Origin of the sequence: Streptomyces sp. NPDC015139, assembly GCF_043079785.1 — a bacterium.
In the GTDB taxonomy this organism is placed as follows: domain Bacteria; phylum Actinomycetota; class Actinomycetes; order Streptomycetales; family Streptomycetaceae; genus Streptomyces; species Streptomyces albidocamelliae.
Map to the genome: position 1 here is coordinate 13,560 of NZ_JBIBUW010000015.1, position 20,980 is coordinate 34,539.

18 protein-coding genes are annotated in these 20,980 nt (G+C 73.3%); 13 read left to right on the plus strand and 5 right to left on the minus strand.

The features are described 5' to 3' along the window. Positions 1-104 precede the first annotated feature (104 nt). Complete coding sequence (locus tag ACF08B_RS32005; protein WP_392320671.1) at positions 105-2,561, minus strand: DEAD/DEAH box helicase; 2,457 nt, start codon at positions 2,559-2,561, stop codon at positions 105-107. A 507-nt stretch (positions 2,562-3,068) separates the two neighbouring features. On the opposite strand from ACF08B_RS32005, the gene ACF08B_RS32010 reads away from it, so the two are divergent. Next, the gene (locus tag ACF08B_RS32010; RefSeq protein WP_073889295.1) at positions 3,069-3,815 is read left to right on the plus strand and encodes a ferritin-like fold-containing protein; all 747 of its coding nucleotides are present in this window, start codon (positions 3,069-3,071) and stop codon (positions 3,813-3,815) included. Between the two features lie 106 nt (positions 3,816-3,921). Here ACF08B_RS32010 and ACF08B_RS32015 read toward each other — a convergent pair whose 3' ends face one another. From ACF08B_RS32015 to ACF08B_RS32030, 4 genes are all read right to left on the minus strand, one after another. Continuing rightward, positions 3,922-4,194 carry a hypothetical protein gene (locus ACF08B_RS32015; RefSeq protein WP_392320591.1) on the minus strand — a complete coding sequence of 91 codons (273 nt, stop codon included), beginning with the start codon at positions 4,192-4,194 and terminating at the stop codon, positions 3,922-3,924. Positions 4,195-4,364: 170 nt separating this feature from the next. Continuing rightward, positions 4,365-4,592, minus strand: coding sequence for a DUF3107 domain-containing protein (locus ACF08B_RS32020; RefSeq protein WP_392320592.1), 228 nt, complete (start codon positions 4,590-4,592; stop codon positions 4,365-4,367). Between the two features lie 133 nt (positions 4,593-4,725). Continuing rightward, the gene (locus ACF08B_RS32025) at positions 4,726-5,367 is read right to left on the minus strand and encodes a TetR/AcrR family transcriptional regulator (RefSeq protein ID WP_093474925.1); all 642 of its coding nucleotides are present in this window, start codon (positions 5,365-5,367) and stop codon (positions 4,726-4,728) included. Positions 5,368-5,533: 166 nt separating this feature from the next. Continuing rightward, positions 5,534-5,758: a hypothetical protein gene (locus tag ACF08B_RS32030; protein WP_392320593.1), complete on the minus strand. Its 225-nt coding sequence runs from the start codon at positions 5,756-5,758 to the stop codon at positions 5,534-5,536. Between the two features lie 251 nt (positions 5,759-6,009). On the opposite strand from ACF08B_RS32030, the gene ACF08B_RS32035 reads away from it, so the two are divergent. From ACF08B_RS32035 to moeZ, 12 genes are all read left to right on the plus strand, one after another. Next, the gene (locus ACF08B_RS32035; RefSeq protein ID WP_392320594.1) at positions 6,010-7,035 is read left to right on the plus strand and encodes an alpha/beta fold hydrolase; all 1,026 of its coding nucleotides are present in this window, start codon (positions 6,010-6,012) and stop codon (positions 7,033-7,035) included. Between the two features lie 8 nt (positions 7,036-7,043). Continuing rightward, positions 7,044-8,648 carry a DUF3152 domain-containing protein gene (locus ACF08B_RS32040; RefSeq protein WP_392320595.1) on the plus strand — a complete coding sequence of 535 codons (1,605 nt, stop codon included), beginning with the start codon at positions 7,044-7,046 and terminating at the stop codon, positions 8,646-8,648. 56 nt (positions 8,649-8,704) lie between these two features. Beyond that, the gene (locus ACF08B_RS32045) at positions 8,705-8,800 is read left to right on the plus strand and encodes an Ms4533A family Cys-rich leader peptide (protein WP_311318790.1); all 96 of its coding nucleotides are present in this window, start codon (positions 8,705-8,707) and stop codon (positions 8,798-8,800) included. Positions 8,801-8,991: 191 nt separating this feature from the next. Continuing rightward, positions 8,992-10,710, plus strand: coding sequence for an ABC transporter substrate-binding protein (locus tag ACF08B_RS32050; protein ID WP_392320596.1), 1,719 nt, complete (start codon positions 8,992-8,994; stop codon positions 10,708-10,710). Between the two features lie 4 nt (positions 10,711-10,714). Beyond that, complete coding sequence (locus ACF08B_RS32055) at positions 10,715-11,728, plus strand: ABC transporter permease (protein ID WP_392320597.1); 1,014 nt, start codon at positions 10,715-10,717, stop codon at positions 11,726-11,728. Continuing rightward, positions 11,725-12,723 carry an ABC transporter permease gene (locus ACF08B_RS32060; RefSeq protein ID WP_392320598.1) on the plus strand — a complete coding sequence of 333 codons (999 nt, stop codon included), beginning with the start codon at positions 11,725-11,727 and terminating at the stop codon, positions 12,721-12,723. Before ACF08B_RS32055 ends, ACF08B_RS32060 begins: the two co-directional genes overlap by 4 nt. After that, on the plus strand, positions 12,720-14,312 hold the full coding sequence (locus tag ACF08B_RS32065; RefSeq protein ID WP_392320599.1) for a dipeptide ABC transporter ATP-binding protein: 1,593 nt from the start codon (positions 12,720-12,722) through the stop codon (positions 14,310-14,312). The genes ACF08B_RS32060 and ACF08B_RS32065 overlap by 4 nt, the downstream gene beginning before the upstream one ends. Before the next feature lie 222 nt (positions 14,313-14,534). Continuing rightward, on the plus strand, positions 14,535-16,238 hold the full coding sequence (locus ACF08B_RS32070) for a DUF3492 domain-containing protein (protein ID WP_392320600.1): 1,704 nt from the start codon (positions 14,535-14,537) through the stop codon (positions 16,236-16,238). Further along, positions 16,235-17,683: a hypothetical protein gene (locus ACF08B_RS32075; RefSeq protein WP_392320601.1), complete on the plus strand. Its 1,449-nt coding sequence runs from the start codon at positions 16,235-16,237 to the stop codon at positions 17,681-17,683. Before ACF08B_RS32070 ends, ACF08B_RS32075 begins: the two co-directional genes overlap by 4 nt. A gap of 238 nt (positions 17,684-17,921) precedes the next feature. Continuing rightward, on the plus strand, positions 17,922-18,881 hold the full coding sequence (locus ACF08B_RS32080; RefSeq protein ID WP_263278753.1) for an NAD(P)-dependent oxidoreductase: 960 nt from the start codon (positions 17,922-17,924) through the stop codon (positions 18,879-18,881). Beyond that, positions 18,869-19,618: a spherulation-specific family 4 protein gene (locus tag ACF08B_RS32085; RefSeq protein WP_392320602.1), complete on the plus strand. Its 750-nt coding sequence runs from the start codon at positions 18,869-18,871 to the stop codon at positions 19,616-19,618. The genes ACF08B_RS32080 and ACF08B_RS32085 overlap by 13 nt, the downstream gene beginning before the upstream one ends. 63 nt (positions 19,619-19,681) lie before the next feature. Further along, on the plus strand, positions 19,682-20,860 hold the full coding sequence (moeZ, locus tag ACF08B_RS32090; RefSeq protein ID WP_392320603.1) for an adenylyltransferase/sulfurtransferase MoeZ: 1,179 nt from the start codon (positions 19,682-19,684) through the stop codon (positions 20,858-20,860). Positions 20,861-20,980 lie beyond the last annotated feature (120 nt).

Consider the following 20,980-nt stretch of genomic DNA (forward strand, 5'->3'; position numbering starts at 1 on the left):
CAGGGTGCGGAGGGGTACGCAGGCGCGCGGAGAACGCCGATGGCCCGGCCCACGGAAGTGGGCCGGGCCATCGGCGGATCGTGTGCACCGTGGTGCGGTGCCGGTCAGGCCTCCGGGGCCTCCACGGCGGCCGCCGCCTTGCGGGTGCGGCGGCGCGGCTTGGCCTCCGGCTCGTCACTGGCCTGCGCCGGAATCTCCGGAGCGGCCGCGACGGCCTTACGGGTCCGCCGGACCTTCGGAGCGGCGGCCTCGGCCCCGTCGGCCTCCACCACGGCGGTGGCGGCCTTCCGGGTGCGGCGGGGCTTGACCTCGGTGCCTTCCGCGGTGTCCACGGCGGCAGCGGTGGTCTTGCGGGTGCGGCGGGGCTTGGTCTCCGTGCCTTCCGCGGTGTCCACGGCGGCCTCGGCGGCAGCGGTGGTCTTGCGGGTGCGGCGCGGCTTGGCGGCCGGGGTCTCCTCCGTGGCCGGGGCCTCGGCGGTCGCGGCAGCCTTGCGGGTGCGGCGCGGCTTGGCCTCGGTGCCCTCCGCCGTGTCGACGGCGGTCTCGGCCGCGGCGGCGGTCTTGCGGGTGCGGCGCGGCTTGGCCTCGGCCTCGGGCGCGTCCGGGGTGGCCGCGGTGGCGGCCTTCCGGGTGCGGCGGGGCCTGGTCTCCGTGCCTTCCGCGGTGTCCACGGCGGCCTCGGCGGCAGCGGCGGTCTTGCGGGTGCGGCGCGGCTTGGCGGCCGGGGCGTCCTCCGTGGCCGGGGCCTCGGCCGTCGCGGCCTCCGTGACCGGCTCGGCGGTCTTGCGGGTGCGGCGGCGCGGCTTGGCCTCCGTGCCCTCCGCCGTGTCGACGGCGGTCTCGGCGGCAGCGGCCGCCTTGCGGGTACGGCGGCGCGGTGCGGCATCCTCGGCCGGAGCGGCCTCGGGCGCGGCCTCGACGACCGGCTCGGCCACCGGGCCGGCCGCGACGGTCGGCTCCACGGCCGTCTCCGTCGCCGGCTGCTCCGCCGTCCTGCGGGTGCGACGGCGGCGCGGCTTCTCCGCGGCGGTCGGCTCGACCGGAGCCTCCACCGTGTCCACCGCCTCGACGGCTGCCTCGTCGGCCGTGACCGTCGCGGCGGCCGGCAGGGCCTCACCGGGCGCTCCGCCGCGGGTACGGCGACGACGGCGCGGTGTACGGGCCGCCTGCGCCTCCTCGGTGCCGGAGGTGCCGGACTCCACGGACGGTGCCGGTGCCGACGTGGCGGCGGCGTCCGCGGGGGCGCCCCCGCGGGTACGGCGGCGACGGCGCGGCGTACGGGCCGGACGCTCCTGCTCGACCGTCTCGGACTGGGCGCGGCCACCACGGCCGCCCCGGTCACCACGACCGCCGCGAGCGCCACGCCCGCCGGTCTCGCCCAGGTCCTCCAGCTCCTCCGCGCCCAGACCCGCACGGGTCCGCTCCGAGCGCGGCAGTATGCCCTTCGTGCCCGCGGGGATGCCGAGGTCGGAGAACAGGTGCGGGGAGCTCGAGTACGTCTCCGCCGGGTCGTTGAAGTCCAGCTCCAGCGCCTTGTTGATCAGCTGCCAGCGCGGGATGTCGTCCCAGTCGACGAACGTGATCGCCGTACCCTTGGCGCCCGCCCGGCCGGTGCGGCCGACGCGGTGCAGGTACGTCTTCTCGTCCTCGGGGGACTGGTAGTTGACGACGTGGGTCACGCCCTCGACGTCGATGCCGCGGGCGGCGACGTCGGTGCAGACGAGAACGTCGACCTTGCCGTTGCGGAAGGCGCGCAGCGCCTGCTCGCGGGCACCCTGGCCGAGGTCGCCGTGGACGGCGCCGGAGGCGAAGCCGCGGCGCTGGAGCTGCTCGGCGATGTCGGCGGCCGTGCGCTTGGTGCGGCAGAAGATCATCGCCAGTCCGCGGCCCTCGGCCTGCAGGATGCGGGCGACCATCTCCGGCTTGTCCATGGAGTGCGCGCGGTAGACGAACTGCTTGATGTTCGCGACCGTCACGCCCTCGTCGTCCGGCGCGGTGGCGCGGATGTGGGTGGGCTGCGACATGTACCGGCGGGCGAGGCCGATGACCGCGCCCGGCATGGTGGCCGAGAACAGCATGGTCTGGCGCCTGGCCGGCAGCAGGTTGATGATCTTCTCGACGTCGGGCAGGAAGCCCAGGTCGAGCATCTCGTCGGCCTCGTCGAGGACCAGGCTCTTGATGTGGTTGAGGTTCAGCTTCTTCTGGCCCGCGAGGTCCAGCAGCCGGCCCGGGGTGCCGACGACGACGTCGACGCCCTTCTTCAGGGCCTCGACCTGCGGCTCGTACGCCCGGCCGCCGTAGATCGCCAGCACGCGCACGTTACGGACCTTGCCGGCCGTGAGCAGGTCGTTGGTGACCTGGGTGCACAGCTCGCGCGTCGGCACGACGACGAGCGCCTGCGGGGCCTCGGTGAGGGCTTCGGGGGTGGCGCGTCCGGCCTCGACGTCGGCGGGGACGGTGACGCGCTCCAGGAGCGGGAGACCGAAGCCCAGCGTCTTGCCGGTGCCGGTCTTCGCCTGGCCGATGACGTCCGTGCCGGAAAGGGCGACGGGGAGCGTCATCTCCTGGATGGGGAAGGGGTTGATGATGCCGACGGCCTCCAGGGCCTCGGCCGTCTCGGGCAGGATCCCAAGGTCTCGAAACGTCGTAGTCAGGGCTATGCCTCTTCTGTGTGGCGCGGTGCGAGGCGAGCGCGGGGGTCTTTGACGGACCGTGCCGGGGACGTCGGCTGCCATACGGGCGAACCACTCGGGGCCAGCCGTAAAGCACGGGACCTCTGCCGACGCTCTAGCGCTCGTACCGCTGAGGGTGTCCCTTCCGGTCGTCGTACGTAATGAGCCGTACCGCCGGGGAGGGCTGTCGGGTCGGAGCCGATCGGGCCACCGACCGGGCATCCTCATGCGTGCGCCCTGTCCGGACACGTCGAACATCGTCGACGCACTCAGCAGGCGCATTACCACCATACCCCGGATTCGCGCACATGTGATGGCCGAATTGGTCACGTAGTCGTCGTCACAGTGGTTGACCAGGGGCTTCCCGGAGTCGCCGAGCGGGCTATTGTGCGCCTCATGACTAGCTCTGACAAGCCTGAGAACGCGTCCGCCGCCTCCGCCGAACCGACCGGTGTCGCCGCCCAGGACTGGGCGCAGGCCTCCGCCGACCCGCAGTACCGCGCCGCTGTCGTGGACCTGCTCGGCGCGCTCGCGTACGGGGAGCTGGCGGCGTTCGAGCGCCTCGCGGAGGACGCCAAGCTGGCGCCGACCCTCGCGGACAAGGCGGAGCTGGCGAAGATGGCGTCGGCGGAGTTCCACCACTTCGAGCGGCTGCGGGACCGGCTGACCGAGATCGGCGAGGAGCCGACGGCCGCCATGGACCCGTTCGTCGCCGCGCTCGACGGCTTCCACAAGCAGACGGCGCCCTCGGACTGGCTGGAGGGCCTGGTCAAGGCCTACGTGGGGGACTCGATCGCGAGCGACTTCTACCGGGAGGTCGCGGCCCGTCTCGACTCCGACAGCCGTGAGCTGGTGCTCGCCGTGCTGGACGACACCGGGCACGCCGAGTTCGCGGTGGAGAAGGTGCGTGCCGCGATCGACGCCGACCCGCGGGTGGGCGGCCGGCTGGCGCTGTGGGCGCGGCGGCTGATGGGCGAGGCGCTGTCGCAGTCGCAGCGGGTCGTCGCCGACCGGGACGCGCTGTCCACGATGCTCGTCGGGGGCGTGGCGGACGGGTTCGACCTCGCGGAGGTCGGGCGGATGTTCTCGCGGATCACGGAGGCGCACACGAAGCGGATGGCTGCGCTGGGCCTCGCGGCCTGAGTGCCGGTGCGCTCCGTGGGGGGTGGCTCGCGGGGTGTTGTGCGGCTGCGGGTGGGTCGTGGCTGGTCGCGCAGTTCCCCGCGCCCCTGACGGGGCGCCGCGCGCGCTACGCCGGGGCTGATCGTCGGCGTAGGCGGCGGGTCGTGGGGCGCAGGAGCAGGGAGAGGGACGCCGCCGACACGACGACGGCCCCGATGAGGCTCGGCAGGGAGCTGCCCGGGCCCAGGGCGCTGTGGGTGACGAAGTCACCGAAGAGCGCCCCGGCGATGCCCGTGGTGTAGATCAGCGGGCGGGCCGGCAGCCGGTGCGACAGGCGGCGGGCGGCCGCCCACGCGAGGACGAGACCGAGCACTGCGGATCCGAGTGCTTCCAGGATCATCTCGGGGTCCCTCCCACGGCGGTTCTGGGCTTGACGGTCGTAGCCCGTCATACCCGTGACCTGCGGAATGCAATCCACCGCTATGGACGAGTTGTGCTCCGTCCGTGCGGGCACCGCACAGCCAAGGGCCCGGCGGCCGACGGCCGCCGGGCCCTTGCCCGAACCTCTGCCTAGAGCGTGCCGAAGCCCACCTTGCGCACGGCCGGCTCGCCGATCTCCACGTACGCCAGGCGTTCCGTCGGGACCAGGATCTTGCGGCCCTTCTCGTCCTGGAGGCTCAGGAGCTGGGTCTTGCCGGCCAGCGCCTCGGTCACCATGCGCTCGACCTCCTCCACGCTCTGACCGCTCTCCAGAACGATCTCGCGGGGCGCGTGCTGCACGCCGATCTTGACCTCCACGGCTATGTCCCTCCGACGGTCAGTGATGTGCGCGATCTTCCGCGCCGTACGCTGCACACATTAGCCCGGTGAGGGGACGTACACGCTGCCGGACGGAACGCCATCAGCGAACAGTCCGGCCGACGGGCGGTCCTCAGTGGTGTTCGATGCCGTGCAGCGGGAAGCCGGCGATGCCCCGCCAGGCCAGCGAGGTGAGCAGCTGCACCGCCTGGTCGCGCGGGACGCTGCGGTCGCTGTGCAGCCAGGAACGGGCCACCACCTGGGCGAGACCGCCGAGGCCGGAGGCGAGCAGCATCGACTCCGCGCGCGACAGACCCGTGTCCTCGGCGATGACGTCGCAGATCGCCTCGGCGCACTCGACGGTGACCTTGTCGACGCGCTCGCGCACCGCCGGCTCGTTCGTCAGGTCCGACTCGAAGACCAGCCGGAAGGCGCCGCCGTCGTCCTCGACGTACGCGAAGTAGGCGTCCATCGTCGCCCGCACGCGCTGCTTGTTGTCCGACGTCGAGGCGAGCGCGCCGCGCACCGCCTGGATCAGCGACTCGCAGTGCTGGTCCAGCAGGGCGAGGTAGAGGTCGAGCTTGCCGGGAAAGTGCTGGTAGAGCACCGGCTTGCTGACGCCGGCCCGCTCGGCGATGTCGTCCATCGCCGCCGCGTGGTACCCCTGCGCGACGAAAACCTCCTGGGCGGCGCCCAGCAGCTGGTTCCGCCGGGCGCGGCGCGGCAGACGGGTGCCGCGCGGGCGTGCCGCCTCAGTTTGCTCGATGGCTGTCACGCCGCCTCCCTATGTCGTCCACATGCGGTGTAGACCGCGCGGCCATCGTACTTTTCGGTAACCGTGCTGTGCGCGGTGCGAGCGCAGAATTTCACGTACCGGACGGCCGCGAAAGCCGCGGAGCGCTTCTCCCGGGACCTGCCGCGGTCCCGAGTGTCCCGCGAGGTCAGCGGTAGTCGTCCTCGTCGAGTGAGACCACGCGCGCCTGTTCGACCAGGTCGGCCACGTTCGCGCGGTCCGGGTCCACGCCCGTCAGGGGGTCGTCGCGGTTCGGCGCGAGGTCCGCGTGCTGCTCGGCAGCGTCCACCTCGGGGGCCTCGACGTCCGTCTCCTGGGTCGCCTCGGGCTCCAGGTCGTCGATGGCGTCGGGCTCGGTGGGGTCATAGGCCATGGTGGGCTCCCTTCCTACGAACGTCCCTGGAAGCAGCAGGGGCCACACGCGGGTGCCCTCTGTACGAGCCTAGGAGACAGGCGATCCGGACGCCATGCCGTCAGGCCCCTTCTCGCCGCCGGTACGGCGATCTTCCAGGGGGTCTGCCGTCCCGTTCGGGCGTGCGCTGTCCGGTTCACCTTTCGCCGGCGGTTCACGCTGTGACGGCCGCCACACCTACCTCGGCGTGATCACCTCGTAACATTGCCCGCATGTCTTCGACCGAGTCGCCTTCCGTGTCGGCCGCCAGTGTGCTCCCTCGGGTGGCACCCGTCCGGGTCGGCGAGGGCGAGCGGCTGCGGTGCGTGAACCTGCCCGGAGTCACCCTGTCGGTCCGTTCCCGGCCCCCCGTCCGCGAGGGTCTGCCGCCCGCGCTGTACGTCCACGGACTCGGCGGTTCCTCGCAGAACTGGTCGGCGCTGATGGCCGAGCTGGACGGTGTCGTCGACGGCGAGGCCGTCGACCTGCCCGGCTTCGGCGACTCCCCGCCCCCGGACGACGGCAACTACTCGGTCACCGGTCACGCGCGCGCGGTGATCCGCCATCTCGACGCGTCCGGCCGCGGCCCGGTCCACCTGTTCGGCAACTCCCTCGGCGGCGCGGTCGCCACGCGTGTGGCCGCCGTGCGCCCCGACCTCGTCCGCACACTCACCCTCGTCTCGCCCGCCCTGCCGGAGCTGCGCATCCAGCGCGGCGCGGTGCCCACGGGGCTGCTCGGCGTGCCCGGTGTGGCCGCGCTGTTCACCCGGATCACCAAGGAGTGGACGGCCGAGCAGCGGGTGCAGGGGGTCACCGCCCTCTGCTACGGCGATCCCGGCCGGGTCTCCGCCGAAGCCTTCCAGCACGCCGTCGAGGAGCTGGAGCGGCGCCTGCAGCTGCCGTACTTCTGGGACGCGATGGCACGCTCCGCGCGCGGCATCGTCAACGCCTACACGCTCGGCGGCCAGCACGGGCTGTGGCGCCAGGCCGAGCGGGTCCTCGCCCCGACCCTGCTGGTCTACGGCGGCCGCGACCAGCTGGTCGGCTTCCGGATGGCCGCCAAGGCCGCCCGCTCCTTCCGCGACTCGCGCCTGCTGTCCCTGCCGGACGCCGGGCACGTGGCGATGATGGAGTACCCGGACCTGGTGGCCGGCGCGTTCCGTGAACTCCTCGCCCAGGCAGGGGAGTCGGGCACAATCGACGCCGAGGAGCCCACGGACGGCGGCCGGCGTGCCACCGCACCGGGCACGGAGAGCTGAGGGCAGGGGTGGGACGTCACAGCCGGCGCGGACCGGCACCGAAGGACGATTCCGCGGCCATAGCGGCCCGGCGAGGCGAGGAGCGGGACGCCCGCTCCGGTGACCGGCGGGACCCGCCGGACCGCAGAGGCGGCCAGGGTGCGGCGACGCCGTACCCGGACGGTGCCGTCCAGGGGCCGCCCCGGGCACCACGCGCTCCGGGTGCCGCGTGGCCCACGCACGCCGGGTTCCCGGGCCCGACCGGGTTCTCCGACGGCACCCCCGCCCACGGTGTGCCGCGTCCGGCCGACGGGACGCCCGCGCAGGGGGTCCCCCGCTTTGCCGTGGGCAGCCCCGCGCGCGGTGTGCCGGGTTTCCCGGACGGGACTCCCGCCCACGGCATGCCCCGTCCGTTCGACGGGACCCCCGCGCGCGGTGTGCCGAGGGTCGCCGACGGTGCTTCCGCGCAGGGCGTGCCCCGGGGACGCGGAAGCGGCTCGGTCCGCGGGGCGCACCCCGAGCAGCGTGAGGCCGGCGGTGGCTGGGGAGAGGTCGGCGGGCCGGCCGGCGGCGGTGCCGGACCCGGTGTCGTACTCCCCCGGCAACGCCAGGCGGGGTCGGGCGGTCCAGGGCGGCGCCGCGGTCCCCGGCAGGACTATCTCGAGGCGTTCGAGGGTGCGGGCGACGGCACCGAGGACGCGGACGTCTTCGCGCCCCGGCCGGGCCGGAACCCTCGTACCGAGGAGCGGCCGGCCGTAGGCGAGCAGCGGGACCCGGAGGCACGGCAATCCGGCCTCCAGGCCGCGGACGGCCTCGCGGTGCCCGCGCAGCGCGGCGGCGGCAAGGGGCGCGCCTTCGCCGGTATCGCGGCGGCGGCCGTCACCACCGTGCTCGCCGTGATCGTCGCCGGACAGGTGACCGGTGCGCGGGACGGCGGCACTGCGGAGGCGCAGCCCGCCACGGACACCGACCAGGCCCGCAACGCCCGGGCACCCGGCGCGTCGAGTGCCTCCGCGTCGCCGGAGACGGTGGCGCTGACGTACGACCAGAAGATGGGCCGGAAGTATCCCCTCGGCGTCGCACTGAAGGGCCCGGGAAAGTTCGACGCCGTGCCCGGGTCCGCCGAGGCGCCCGGCAAGGGCCAGAAGTACCGGTACCGCGTGGACGTCGAGCAGGGGCTGGGCCTGGACGGCGAGCTGTTCGCCGAAGCCGTCCAGAAGACCCTGAACGACCAGCGGAGTTGGGCCCACGGCGGAGCCCGTACCTTCGAGCGCATCTCTTCCGGCAAGCCCGACTTCGTGATCACCCTGGCCAGCCCCGGCACCACCGCCGAGTGGTGTGCCAAGTCCGATCTCGACACCGCGGAGGAGAACGTCTCCTGCGACTCGGCCTCCACCGAGCGCGTGATGATCAACGCCTACCGGTGGGCCCAGGGCAGCAAGACGTACGGGGACGAGATCCACGCCTACCGGCAAATGCTGATCAACCACGAGGTCGGTCACCGTCTCGGACACGGCCATGTGACGTGCCAGAAGAACGGCGAACTGGCCCCCGTCATGCAGCAGCAGACCAAGTTCCTCGACCACGACGGAATCCACTGCCTGCCCAACCCCTGGCCCTACCCCAAGAGTTGACGAGCTGTGCTTATGTCAGATTGACATGAGTCGCAGGGTCGTTCATATTTCTGACCATGTGGTCCCGTCACGCCGTCTCCGACAGCGCCGCCATCGAGCTGGCGCTCATCGGTGTGACCGCGCTCTGCGTGGCCGACATCCACTGTCGCTGACGCCGCCTCCCCGGCGTACGCGTCGCGACCTTTCCCCACCTTCTCCGTGACCGAGTCCGCGTGACCGTGTCACGGGTTTTCCGACGACCCGACGCCGGGGCCGACGTCTGCCCGCAGCCGTCTCACTCCTCGTCCCTTTGTCTCACTCTTCGAGAATTCCTCGATCAGTTCCCCGAGAGGTCGTCATTCCGATGCGTCAACCGTCCGTCATAGCGCGCCGCGTGGCAGCGGCATCCGTCAGCCTGGTCGTGGCAGCGGGCGCCGCCGCCTGCGGCCCGAAGGACAACGATGCCAAGGGTTCCGGTGGCGACTCCGCGCCCCACAAGGGCGGCACGCTCACGGTGCTCAACTCCGAGCCGCAGACCGACTTCGACCCCGCGCGCCTCTACACCTCCGGCGGCGGAAACGTCCCCTCGCTCGTCTTCCGCACCCTCACCACGCGCAACCGCGAGAACGGTGCGGCCGGCGCCGAGGTCGTCCCGGACCTCGCCACCGACACCGGGCGCCCCAACAAGGACGCCACCGTGTGGACGTACACCCTGAAGGCCGGGCTCACGTACGAGGACGGCTCCCCGATCACCTCCGCCGACATCAAGTACGGCATCGAGCGCTCCTTCGCCCCCGAACTCTCCGGCGGCGCCCCCTACCTGCGGGACTGGCTGGTCGGCGCCGCCGGCTACCAGGGCCCGTACAAGGACAAGAAGGGGCTGTCCGCGATCGAGACGCCGGACGCCCGGACCATCGTCTTCCACCTGAACAAGCCCGAGGGCGAGTTCCCGTACCTCGCCACCCAGACGCAGTTCACCCCGGTCCCCAAGGCCAAGGACACGGGCACGAAGTACGAGTCGCACCCGGTCTCGTCCGGCCCGTACAAGGTCGTCGAGAACGAGAACGACGGCGAGCACCTCGTCCTGAAGCGCAACACCCACTGGTCGGGCTCGGTGGACGCCGAGCGCAAGGCCTACCCGGACACCATCGATGTGCGCTCCGGGCTCGACTCCTCCGTGATCAACCAGCGGCTGTCCGCGTCCCAGGGGACGGACGCCGCCGCGGTCACCACGGACACCAACCTCGGCCCGGCCGAGCTGGCCAAGGTCACCGGCGACAAGGCGCTGGCCGCGCGCGTGGGCACCGGCCACTTCGGCTACACGAACTACATCGCGTTCAACCCGACCGTGAAGCCGTTCGACAACCCCAAGGTCCGGCAGGCGATCTCCTACGCCATCGACCGCTCCTCGGTGGTCAACGCCGCCGGCGGCAGCGCGCTCGCCGAGCCCGCCACCACCTTCCTGCCCGACCAGAAGTCCTTCGGGTACACCCCTGACGACCCGTTCCCGGCGGGCAGGTCCGGCAACGCGGCCAAGGCCAGGGAACTGCTGGCCCAGGCCGGCCACAAGAACGGGCTCACCGTCACGCTGACCCACTCCAACGCCAAGGACTTCGAGACCAGCCCCGAGATCGCGACCGCCGTCCAGGACGCGCTCAAGAAGGCCGGCATCAAGGTCGAGCTCCAGGGCCTGGAGGACAACGACTACCGGGACAAGACCCACGGCCTGAAGACCGAGCCGGGCTTCTTCCTCGCCCACTGGGGTGCCGACTGGCCCTCCGGCGGTCCCTTCCTCGCCCCGATCTTCGACGGCCGGCAGATCGTCAAGGACGGAGCGAACTTCAACACGGGCCTGCTGAACGACAAGTCGGTCAACGCCGAGATCGACGCGATCAACAAGCTGACCGACCTCGACGCGGCGGCGAAGCGGTGGGGTGCGCTGGACCAGAAGATCGGCGAGAAGGCCCTCGTCGTCCCGCTGTTCCACCCCGTCTACAAGCGCCTGTACGGCTCGGACGTCAAGAACGTCGTCATCAGCGACTGGACCGGCGTCCTGGACATCTCCCAGGTCGCGGTGAAGTGACGCCGTGAGCGAGGCACTCATCGCCGTCGAGACCGCCGGGACGGACACCTCCGTCCCGGCGGTCTCGGGGGCACGTCAGTTCTGGCGGCGGCTGCGTGCGCAGCGCGCCGCCCTGGTCGCCGCGGCCGTCGTCGCGCTGCTCGTCCTCGTCGCGCTCGGCGCGCCGCTGCTCACCGCCCTGGAGGGCCAGGACCCCACGACCTACCACCCCTCGCTGATCGACTCCGCGCGCGGCGGCGTGCCCGTCGGCTCCTTCGGCGGCATCTGCGGCGACCACTGGCTGGGCGTCGAACCGCAGACGGGCCGCGACCTGTTCGCCCGGCTCGTGTACGGGGCGCGGGTGTCCCTCGGGGTGGCGCTGGCCGCCACGGTGCTGCAGATCGCCATCGGGGTCGCCGTCGGCGCCGCCGCCGCGCTCGGCAGCGGCTGGATCGATCAGCTGCTGAGCCGCGCCACGGACGTCATCGTCGCCATGCCGCTCATGATCATGGCACTGGCCCTGCTGGCGATCGTGCCGGCCGGCTTCCCGCGCACCGTCCTCGTCACCCTGGTGATCGGTCTGATCGGCTGGGGCACCATCGCGAAGATCGTCCGCGCCCAGACCCTCACCCTGAAGGGGCTCGACCACGTGGCCGCCGCCCGGCTGAGCGGCTGGAACACCTGGCGGGTCGCCCGCCGCGAGCTGCTGCCCGGCCTCGCCGCCCCCGTCATCACCTACGCGGCCCTGCTCGTCCCCATGAACATCTCGGTCGAGGCGGCCCTCTCCTTCCTCGGCGTCGGCGTGAAGCCGCCCACGCCCTCGTGGGGGCAGATGCTCACCGCCGCCGACGTCTGGTACCAGGCCGCGCCCCAGTACCTGCTGCTGCCGGCCGGCGCCCTGTTCGTCACCGTCCTCGCCCTCACCGTCCTCGGGGACGGCGTGCGCACCGCCCTGGATCCGCGCGCCGCCTCCCGCCTGCGCGTCGGAACCGGCCGCCGGGACAGGACCGGCAAGAGCTCCGAGGAGGCGACCGCATGAGCGGCTTCGGCGGATTCCTGCTGCGCCGGGCCGTCGGCGCGGTGATCACCCTGCTCGCCGTCTCGGTGATCGTCTACGTGGTCTTCTACGCCACGCCCGGCAACGTCGCCCAGATCACCTGCGGCCCGCGCTGCTCACCGGAACAGGTGCACCAGGTCGCCCGGCAACTGCACCTGGGCGACCCCCTCCACCTGCGCTACTGGCACTTCCTCGAAGGCCTCCTGGTGGGCCGGGACTTCTCCACGGGCACCTCGGTCGAGCACTGCACGGCACCCTGCCTGGGGCAGTCGTACCAGACCGGCCGGCAGGTCCTGGACATCATCCTGACCAAGCTGCCCGTCAGCCTCTCGCTCGTCCTCGGCGCCATGGTGCTGTGGCTCCTCCTCGGCGTCGGCACCGGCGTGCTCTCCGCCTGGCGGCGCGGCCGGCTCAGCGAGCGCGTCCTGACGGCGATCACCCTGGCCGGCACCGCCACGCCCGTGTTCGTCATCGGGCTGGTCCTGATGATCGTCGTCTGCGGCGAGCTCCAGCTGCTGCCCTTCCCGCAGTACGTGAACCTCACCGACGACCCCGAACAGTGGGCGTGGAACCTGCTGCTGCCGTGGCTCTCGCTGGCCCTGATCGAGGCGGCCGCCTTCGCCCGGCTGACCCGCGCCGCCATGCTGGAGACGCTCGCCGAGGACCACATCCGCACCTTCCGCGCCTACGGCGTCGGCGAACGGGCCGTCGTCGGCCGGCACGCGCTGCGTGGCGCGCTCGCGCCGGTCATCGCGCTGAACGCCAACAACGTCGGCTCGGCCGTCGGCGGTGCCGTCCTCACCGAGACCCTGTTCGGCCTGCCGGGCATCGGCCAGGAGCTGGTGCACGCGGTGAAGGTGGTCGACCTGCCGGTGGTCGTCGGCATGGTCCTGGTCATCGCATTCTTCGTGGTCCTCGCCAACGCCGTCGCGGACGTGCTGTACGCGGTGGCCGACCGACGGGTGGTGCTCGCATGAGCCTGGTGGAAGTCAAGGACCTGACCGTCGAGTTCGGCGCCGTGCGGGCCGTGGACGGACTCTCCTTCGATCTGGCGAAGGGCGCCGCCCTGGCCCTCGTCGGCGAGTCCGGCTCCGGCAAGTCCACCGTCGCGGGCGCCCTGCTGGGCCTGCACCGCGGCACCGGTGCCCGGGTCGGCGGCTCGGTCCGCGTCGCCGGCACCGACGTGCGGGACGCCCCGGACGAGGAACTGCGCCGGCTGCGCGGCGCCAAGGCCGCCATGGTCTTCCAGGACCCGCTGTCCTCGCTCGACCCGTACTACGCGATCGGCGACCAGATCGCCGAGGTCCACCGCGTCCATGCGCGCGTGTCGCGCCGCGCCGCACGCGCGCGTGCCGTGGAAGTGCTGGAGCGGGTGGGCATCCCGGACGCGGCACGGCGGTCCCGTTCCCGCCCGCACGAGTTCAGCGGCGGCATGCGCCAGCGCGCCCTCATCGCCATGGCCCTCGCCTGCGAACCGGACCTGCTGATCGCCGACGAGCCGACCACCGCCCTCGACGTCACCGTGCAGGCCCAGATCCTCGACCTGCTGCACACCCTGCGCCAGGAGACCGGCATGGGGCTGCTGCTCGTCACCCACGACGTGGGCGTCGCCGCCGAGAGCGTGGACGACGTCCTCGTCATGCGGCACGGCAGGGCCGTCGAGGACGGTCCGGTCGGCACGGTCCTCGCCGCGCCCGCCCAGGCTTACACCCGCCGGCTCCTCGACGCCGTACCGCGCGTGGACACCCGCCGGACCTCCTCGCCGGCCGGCGAGGAGGTCGTGCTGGAGGCCGACGGAGTGCGGCGCGAGTTCGGGCGCTGCAAGCGGGCGTTCGCCGCCGTGGACGACGTCTCGCTGACCGTCCGCCGCGGTGAGACGCTCGGCGTGGTCGGGGAGAGCGGCAGCGGCAAGACCACGCTCGGCCGCATGCTGGTCGGGCTGCTCCGGCCGACCGCGGGCGGCATCCGTTACGAGGGCCGCCCGCACACCGGCGTGAACCCGGCCGTGCAGATGGTCTTCCAGGACCCGGTCTCCTCCCTCAACCCCCGCCGCAGTGTGGGCGAGTCCATCGCCGACCCACTGCGCGCACGGGGCGGGACCGACGACGAGGGCGTCCGGGGGCGCGTGACGGAACTGCTGGAGCGCGTGGGGCTCGACAGGGAGCACTACGACCGCTACCCGCACGAGTTCAGCGGCGGACAGCGCCAGCGCATCGGCATCGCCCGGGCGCTCGCCGCCGACCCGCGCGTCATCGTCTGCGACGAGCCGGTCTCGGCGCTCGACGTCACGACCCAGGCCCAGGTGGTCGGCCTGCTCGGCGAGCTCCAGCGGGAACTCGGTCTCGCGCTGGTCTTCATCGCCCACGACCTCGCCGTCGTCCGCCAGGTCAGCGACCGGGTCGCGGTGATGCGCGGGGGCCGGCTGGTCGAGTACGGCCCCGCCGACGAGGTGTACGACAGCCCGCGCGAGCCCTACACCCGGCAGCTCCTGGCCGCCGTACCCTCGCTCGATCCGGAGCTGGCGGCCCGGCGGCGGGCGGCCCGGGGCGAACCGGCCGTGGCGTGACGCCCCGCGCCGATCGGCGCGGCCGCCGGCCCCCGCGGGCGGCCCGCTGATGTCCTAGCGCGGCAGAACGCCACCCGCACGCGAAAGTTACGACCGTTCACCCCTTTTGGTGGCGCGATGGACAACCGTCCGTCGCGCCACCGCCTTGTCCCCTTACGTTCGTCCCGCTGCGAGCCGTCGGGACAACGGCGGCTCCCCAGACGGGAGATCGGGGGTGCACACGTGCGCATCGGACTGCTTACGGAGGGTGGCTACCCGTTTGTGAGCGGTGACGCCAGACTCTGGTGCGACCGGCTCGTGCGCGGGCTCGAGCAGCACGAGTTCGACATCTACGCGCTCAGCCGCAGCCGGCAGCAGGAGGACGAGGGCCGGGTCCCGCTCCCGCCGCAGGTCGGCCGGGTGCGGACGGCGCCGCTGTGGACTTCGGAGGACGACGGAGTCACCCACGGGCGGCGCGCGCGCCGGCGCTTCACCGAGTGCTACGGGGAGCTGGTCGGGGCGGTGTGCGCCGCCTCCGACGCCGCATCCGGGCCCGCCTCCGCCGACCTGGCGGACCGTTTCGGCAGTGCTCTGTACGGACTCGCCGAACTGGCCCGCGACGAGGGCGGACTGGTCGGCGCCCTGCGCTCCGACGCCGCCGTGCGCACCCTGGAACGCGCCTGCCGCGCGCCCGGCGCGCTGCGTACGGCGCGCGAGGCGCGCGTACCGGATCTGCTCGCGGTCGCCGCACACCTCGAACGCGCCCTGCGTCCCCTCTCCCTCGACTGGTACGACGACGCCGGACTCGGCGCGGCCGACCTCTGCCACGCCACCGCGGGCGGTTCCGCCGCCCTCCCCGGACTGCTCGCCCGGCACTTCGCGGGCGTCCCCCTGCTGGTCACCGAGTACGGCGTCCAGCTCCGCTCGCACTACCTGGCCCTCGGGCCCGACGCCGCCGCCCCCGCCGTCCGCGCGCTCCTCGCCTCCTTCCACGGCCGGCTGGCCGCCGAGGTCTACCGGCGCGCCGAGATCCTCACCCCCGGCAACGGGCACGCCCGCCGCTGGCAGGAACGGTGCGGCGCCGACCGGAGCCGGATCCGCACGGTCTACCCGGGGATGGACGCCGCCCGCTTCACGGAGGCCGGCGAGTCCCCGGACCGCTCCGATCCGGACGCGCTGGTCTGGGTCGGCCGCGTCGAACCCGCCAAGGACCTGGTCTCCCTCCTGCACGCCTTCGCCGAGGTCCGCAAGGAGGAACCCAAGGCGCGGCTGCGCATCGTGGGTGCGCCCGCCGGACCGGAGGGCGAGGCCTACCTCGGCCACTGCCGGGCGCTCGCCGCGCAGCTCTTCCCGGACGAGGCGGAGGGCGTGCACGCCGTCGGCGACAACCCGGTCTCCTTCGAGGAGATCGGCGGTCCGGAGGCCCCGACCCCGGCCGACGCGTACGCGGCCGGCGCCGTCGTCGTGCTGTCCAGCGTGGTGGAGGGCTTCCCGGTCGGTCTCGTCGAGGCCATGTTCTGCGGCCGGGCCACGGTGTCCACGGACGTCGGCGCCGTGGTGGAGGTCATCGGGGGCACGGGCCTAGTCGTCCCCCCGCGCAATCCGCGGGCGCTCGCCGAGGCGTGCGTGGCGCTGCTGCGCGACCCCGAGCGCCGTGCGCGTCTCGGCGCCGCCGCGCGCGCCCGGGCGCTCGAACTGTTCACCGTCGAGCAGAACATCGCGGCATTTCACGGCATTTACCTGGAGATCGTCTCGCACTGCCCGGTCCGCCGGGTCGTCCTCGACGAGGCCGGGGAGCCCCTGCCGTTCGCCACCCCCGCCGAGTCCCACGTGCCCGGCCGCTGGACCGGCCCGACGGCCCGCGTCCTGCCCCGCGGCATTCCCGGCTGGGCCACCGGCGCCCCGGTGCGCGCGAAGCGCGTCGCGGCCGCGGAGGGGGTGCGATGAGCGTGGGACAGGACCGTGAGGAGCTGAGCGGGCGCGGCGGGACCGACCGGTGCGCCGTGAGCGAGCCGGGCGACCTCGACCGGCCCGGCATGCCGAGCGGCGCCGACGCGTGGGACGCGCCGTCGGGGGAGTGGCTCGCGGCCGCTCCGGGGCCGACCCCGCTCCTGGCGACGTCGGCCGAAGCCGGCGCCGGAACTGAAGCCGAGGCCGAGGCAGAAGCCGCAGCCGAATCCGCAGCCGAAGCCGGTGCCGGAACCGAAGCCGGAGCCGGCCCCGCGGCCGACGCCCTTCCGGCACCGGCGGACCCCGAGCCCGGCAAGCGGCGGGTCCCCGGACCGCACAGCCGGCGCGGGGCGGTGGATCCGGTGAAAGCACTGCTGCACCGGCACCGGGAACTGTGCGAGCGGGCCGTGGACCCCCTGGAGATCGCGGCCGGGCTGGAGGCGCACGGCGTCACCGACCGGACCGCCGCCCGCTTCCGGCACCGGGACGTCTTCTCGCTCGCCGAAGAGCTGTACGCGCGCGTCCCGCGCGACGGCGACCCGCGCCAGGAGCCCGAGCCCCTGCCCGCACCCCGTATCCGCACCGGCTGGGTCCTGCTCACCGTGCTGCCCGGCGCCCTCGGCGCGGCCACCGTGACCGCGCTGCGGCTCACCGACGGGCACACCCGGCTGCTCGTGACGCTCGGCGGCGTCCTCGCCGCGGCCCTCGCCACCCGCGCGGCACTGCGCCACGGCCCCCTGGCCGACCGGTCCGGCACGCCCTCGTGGCGCACGGCGAGCGCCGCGCGCGCGTGGACGCTCTGGCTGCTCGGATACGCCCTCCTCGGCGACGGTCTGCTGCACGCCGTCCTGACCGGCGGCCCCGACACCGCGCCCACCGGGACCCCGGACGGACCCTGGCCGACCGCCACCGCGCCCGTCCTCGCCCTCCTGCTCGCCTGCGCCCCGGCGGCCTGGTGCGCCCACCTGCTCACCGCGGGCGCCCGCCGCCGGCTCGCCGGCAGCCGCGGACTGGAGGACTTCTCCTCCGCCGCGAAACCGCTGCTGCTCGGCACCTTCGCGCTGTTCCTGGGTGCGCTCACGGCACTGCTCCTGCTCTGCGGCACCACGCTGCGCGAACCCGTGCCCTACCCGCGGTCCGTCGCCCTCGGTGCCCTGCTCCTCCTCGCGCGCCTGCTCACCGTCCACCGTCACCGGCACGCCCCGGTCCTCGCCCTGGGCGCGGCGGCGGCCGTGGAGGCGGCGGCCCTCGCCCTGCCGACGGCGGCGCGGCTGCCGGGCTGCGCCTTCCTCGCGACCCCCGTGGAGACCCTGGTGAACGCCGGCGGCCCGGCCGCCGTCCCCGCCCTCGCCTGCGGTACCGCGGCCCTGGTCCTGCTGCTGCACGCCGTCCGCGCCCTCACCCAGGCCTCGGCGCACGCTCCCGCGGGAGCACCCGAGTGAATCTTCCGCCACCGGTCCGACCCGGGGCCGCCACCCGTCCGGAGCGCATGACCGCACCGGACCGGGGCCACCGGGGCCCGGCCGGCCACCGGCGGCGCCCGCACCACCCCGTTGAAGGAGAACACCAGATGACCACCTCCCGACCCGGAGCGTCCCGAGCCCCCGGTACCGCCGGACCGGCCACGGGAGCCTTCGCAACGGCCGGATCCACCGGCGCGCACACCCCGGGAGCCGCTCGATGAGGGTCCTGCTGATCGGAGCCAACGGATACATCGGCCGCTTCGTCGCCGACCGCCTGCTCGCCGACCCCGCCGTCCAGCTCACCGCGCTCGGCCGCGGCGACGACGCCGACGTCCGCTTCGACCTGGCCACCGGCAGCCCGGGCGCGCTCACGCGCTTCCTCGACGCCGTACACCCCGGCGTCGTCGTGAACTGCGCCGGAGCCACCCGGGGCGGCGCCCGCGAACTCACCCGGCACAACACCGTCGCCGTCGCCACCGTCTGCGAGGCCCTGCGCCGCAGCGGCTGCGGCGCCCGCCTGGTGCAGATCGGCTGCGGCTCCGAGTACGGGCCCAGCCAGCCGGGCTCCTCCACGGCCGAGGACGCCGTGCCGCGCCCGGGCGGCCCGTACGGCGTCAGCAAGCTCGCCGCGACCGAACTCGTCCTCGGCTCCGGACTGGACGCCGTCGTCCTGCGCGTCTTCTCACCCGCGGGCCCCGGCACCCCGGCAGGGTCCCCGCTCGGCCGGCTCGCCGAGGCCATGCGCCGCGCGATGCAGTCCGGCGACGGCGAACTGAAGCTGGCCGGCCTCGGCGTCCAGCGCGACTTCGTGGACGTGCGCGACGTCGCCCGCGCCGTGCACGCCGCCTCGCTCTCCGCCGCGCAGGGCGTGATCAACATCGGTTCCGGCCGGGCCGTACGCCTCCGGGACGCCGCCGCCGTCCTCGCGCGCGTCGCCGGGTACGGCGGCGCCCTGCACGAACTCGACGCCCCGCCCGGAGCCCTGCGCGGCGCCATCGGCCACCCGCGCGCCGACTCCGACCACACCGCCCCGCTGGCCTACCCGTACCCGGACGGCTGCGGCAGCTGGCAGCAGGCCGACGTGCGCACCGCACGCGACCGGCTCGGCTGGCGGCCCCGCATCAACCTCGAAGAATCCCTGGCAGACATCTGGATGGAGGCGGCATGCCGCATCTGACCAGCACCACGGCGGGCGCCACGCACACCGGCGTCCGCACCGCCCTCGGCATCCCCGGCTACGCCCACCCGCTCGTCGCACCCGCCCAGTGGGCCGAACTCGCCCGCCCCGGCACCCCGCTGGACTGGGTGGTGCTGAACGTGGCCGGCGGCCCCGGCAGCCGCCCCGACCCGCACTGCCTGGAGGCCACGGCCCGGCTGCGCGGCGCCGGCGTCCGCGTCCTCGGCCACCTGGACCTCACCTACGGCGCCCGTGCCTTCGCCGACCTGCTCTCCGACGCCCACCGCCACCTCGACTGGTACCGGGTGGACGGTTTCCTGCTGGACCGCTGCCCCACCGAGCGCACCGCGCTCCCCGAGGTCCGGCGCGCCGTCACCACGCTGCGCGCGATCAGCGACACCGCGCACCTCGTCCTCGGCCACGGCACCCACCCGCACCCCGGCTACGCCGAGAACGCCGACCAACTGGTGACCTTCTCCGGCTCCTGGTCCGACTACCGCTGGTCGCAGGTCGCCGAGTGGACGGCCGACTACCCGCCCGACCGCTTCTGCCACTTCGTGCACGGCGTGCCCCACGGCCACCTGGACGAGGCGCTGCGCATCGCACGCTGGCAGGGAGCGGCGACGATCTACTTCACGGACCGCACCGACGGGGGCGGCCGCGCGGACCCCTGGGAGACGATGCCCGGCTACTGGGACGACATCGTCTCGCGTATCGGAACGGGTGTCTCGGAATGAAAAAGGCCGTGGCAGTGTTACGGGGAGAACAACCGTACTGTTTGACCGACCAACGGAGTCCCCGTGTCGCTGCCACCCCTGGTCGAGCCAGCTTCTGAGCTCACCGTAGACGAGGTCCGCCGGTACTCCCGCCACCTGATCATCCCGGATGTCGGGATGGACGGGCAGAAGCGGCTGAAGAACGCCAAGGTGCTCTGTGTGGGCGCCGGCGGCCTGGGCTCGCCGGCGCTGATGTACCTGGCCGCCGCGGGCGTGGGCACGCTCGGCATCGTGGAGTTCGACGAGGTCGACGAGTCGAACCTGCAGCGCCAGATCATCCACAGCCAGTCCGACATCGGCCGCTCCAAGGCCGAGTCGGCGCGGGACAGCGTCAAGGGCATCAACCCGTACGTGAACGTGATCCTTCACGAGGAGCGGCTCGAGGCCGACAACGTGATGGAGATCTTCGGACAGTACGACCTGATCGTCGACGGCACGGACAACTTCGCGACCCGCTACCTGGTCAACGACGCCTGTGTGCTGCTGAACAAGCCGTACGTGTGGGGCTCGATCTACCGCTTCGACGGTCAGGCGTCGGTGTTCTGGTCCGAGCACGGTCCCTGCTACCGCTGCCTGTACCCGGAGCCCCCGCCGCCCGGCATGGTGCCCTCCTGCGCCGAGGGCGGCGTCCTGGGCGTGCTCTGCGCGTCCATCGGCTCCATCCAGGTCAACGAGGCCATCAAGCTCCTCGCGGGCATCGGCGAGCCGCTGGTCGGCCGTCTGATGATCTACGACGCCCTGGAGATGCAGTACCGCCAGGTCAAGGTCCGCAAGGACCCGGACTGCGCGGTCTGCGGCGAGAACCCGACCGTCACCGAGCTCATCGACTACGAGGCCTTCTGCGGCGTCGTGTCCGAGGAGGCCCAGGAGGCGGCCGCCGGTTCGACGATCACTCCCAAGCAGCTCAAGGAGTGGATCGACGACGGCGAGAACATCGAGATCATCGACGTCCGCGAGATCAACGAGTACGAGATCGTCTCGATCCCCGGCGCCAAGCTGATCCCCAAGAACGAGTTCCTCATGGGCACCGCCCTCGAGGGGCTGCCGCAGGACAAGAAGATCGTCCTGCACTGCAAGACGGGTGTCCGCAGTGCGGAAGTCCTCGCGGTCCTGAAGTCCGCGGGCTTCTCCGACGCGGTCCATGTCGGCGGTGGCGTCATCGGCTGGGTCAACCAGATCGAACCGGACAAGCCGGTCTACTGAACCACCCCCGGTCCCACGGAAGCCCACGGCCCTGATCAGCTCAGGTGCCGTGGGCTTCTCGCCGTCCCGGACCGTACCGCCGACGGTCGGGACACCCGGCGACTGCGCCGATATGAGTAA

Excerpts from the sequence above, each read along its gene's own strand:
- ACF08B_RS32030 (WP_392320593.1), bottom strand. The coding sequence starts at position 5,758 with ATGGCCTATGACCCCACCGAGCCCGACGCCATCGACGACCTGGAGCCC.
- ACF08B_RS32050 (WP_392320596.1), top strand. The coding sequence starts at position 8,992 with ATGCGTCAACCGTCCGTCATAGCGCGCCGCGTGGCAGCGGCATCCGTC.
- ACF08B_RS32015 (WP_392320591.1), bottom strand. The coding sequence starts at position 4,194 with ATGATCCTGGAAGCACTCGGATCCGCAGTGCTCGGTCTCGTCCTCGCG.
- ACF08B_RS32005 (WP_392320671.1), bottom strand. The coding sequence starts at position 2,561 with ATGACGCTCCCCGTCGCCCTTTCCGGCACGGACGTCATCGGCCAGGCG.
- ACF08B_RS32075 (WP_392320601.1), top strand. The coding sequence starts at position 16,235 with ATGAGCGTGGGACAGGACCGTGAGGAGCTGAGCGGGCGCGGCGGGACC.
- ACF08B_RS32065 (WP_392320599.1), top strand. The coding sequence starts at position 12,720 with ATGAGCCTGGTGGAAGTCAAGGACCTGACCGTCGAGTTCGGCGCCGTG.
- ACF08B_RS32060 (WP_392320598.1), top strand. The coding sequence starts at position 11,725 with ATGAGCGGCTTCGGCGGATTCCTGCTGCGCCGGGCCGTCGGCGCGGTG.
- ACF08B_RS32085 (WP_392320602.1), top strand. The coding sequence starts at position 18,869 with ATGCCGCATCTGACCAGCACCACGGCGGGCGCCACGCACACCGGCGTC.
- ACF08B_RS32035 (WP_392320594.1), top strand. The coding sequence starts at position 6,010 with ATGTCTTCGACCGAGTCGCCTTCCGTGTCGGCCGCCAGTGTGCTCCCT.
- ACF08B_RS32080 (WP_263278753.1), top strand. The coding sequence starts at position 17,922 with ATGAGGGTCCTGCTGATCGGAGCCAACGGATACATCGGCCGCTTCGTC.
- ACF08B_RS32010 (WP_073889295.1), top strand. The coding sequence starts at position 3,069 with ATGACTAGCTCTGACAAGCCTGAGAACGCGTCCGCCGCCTCCGCCGAA.
- ACF08B_RS32045 (WP_311318790.1), top strand. The coding sequence starts at position 8,705 with ATGTGGTCCCGTCACGCCGTCTCCGACAGCGCCGCCATCGAGCTGGCG.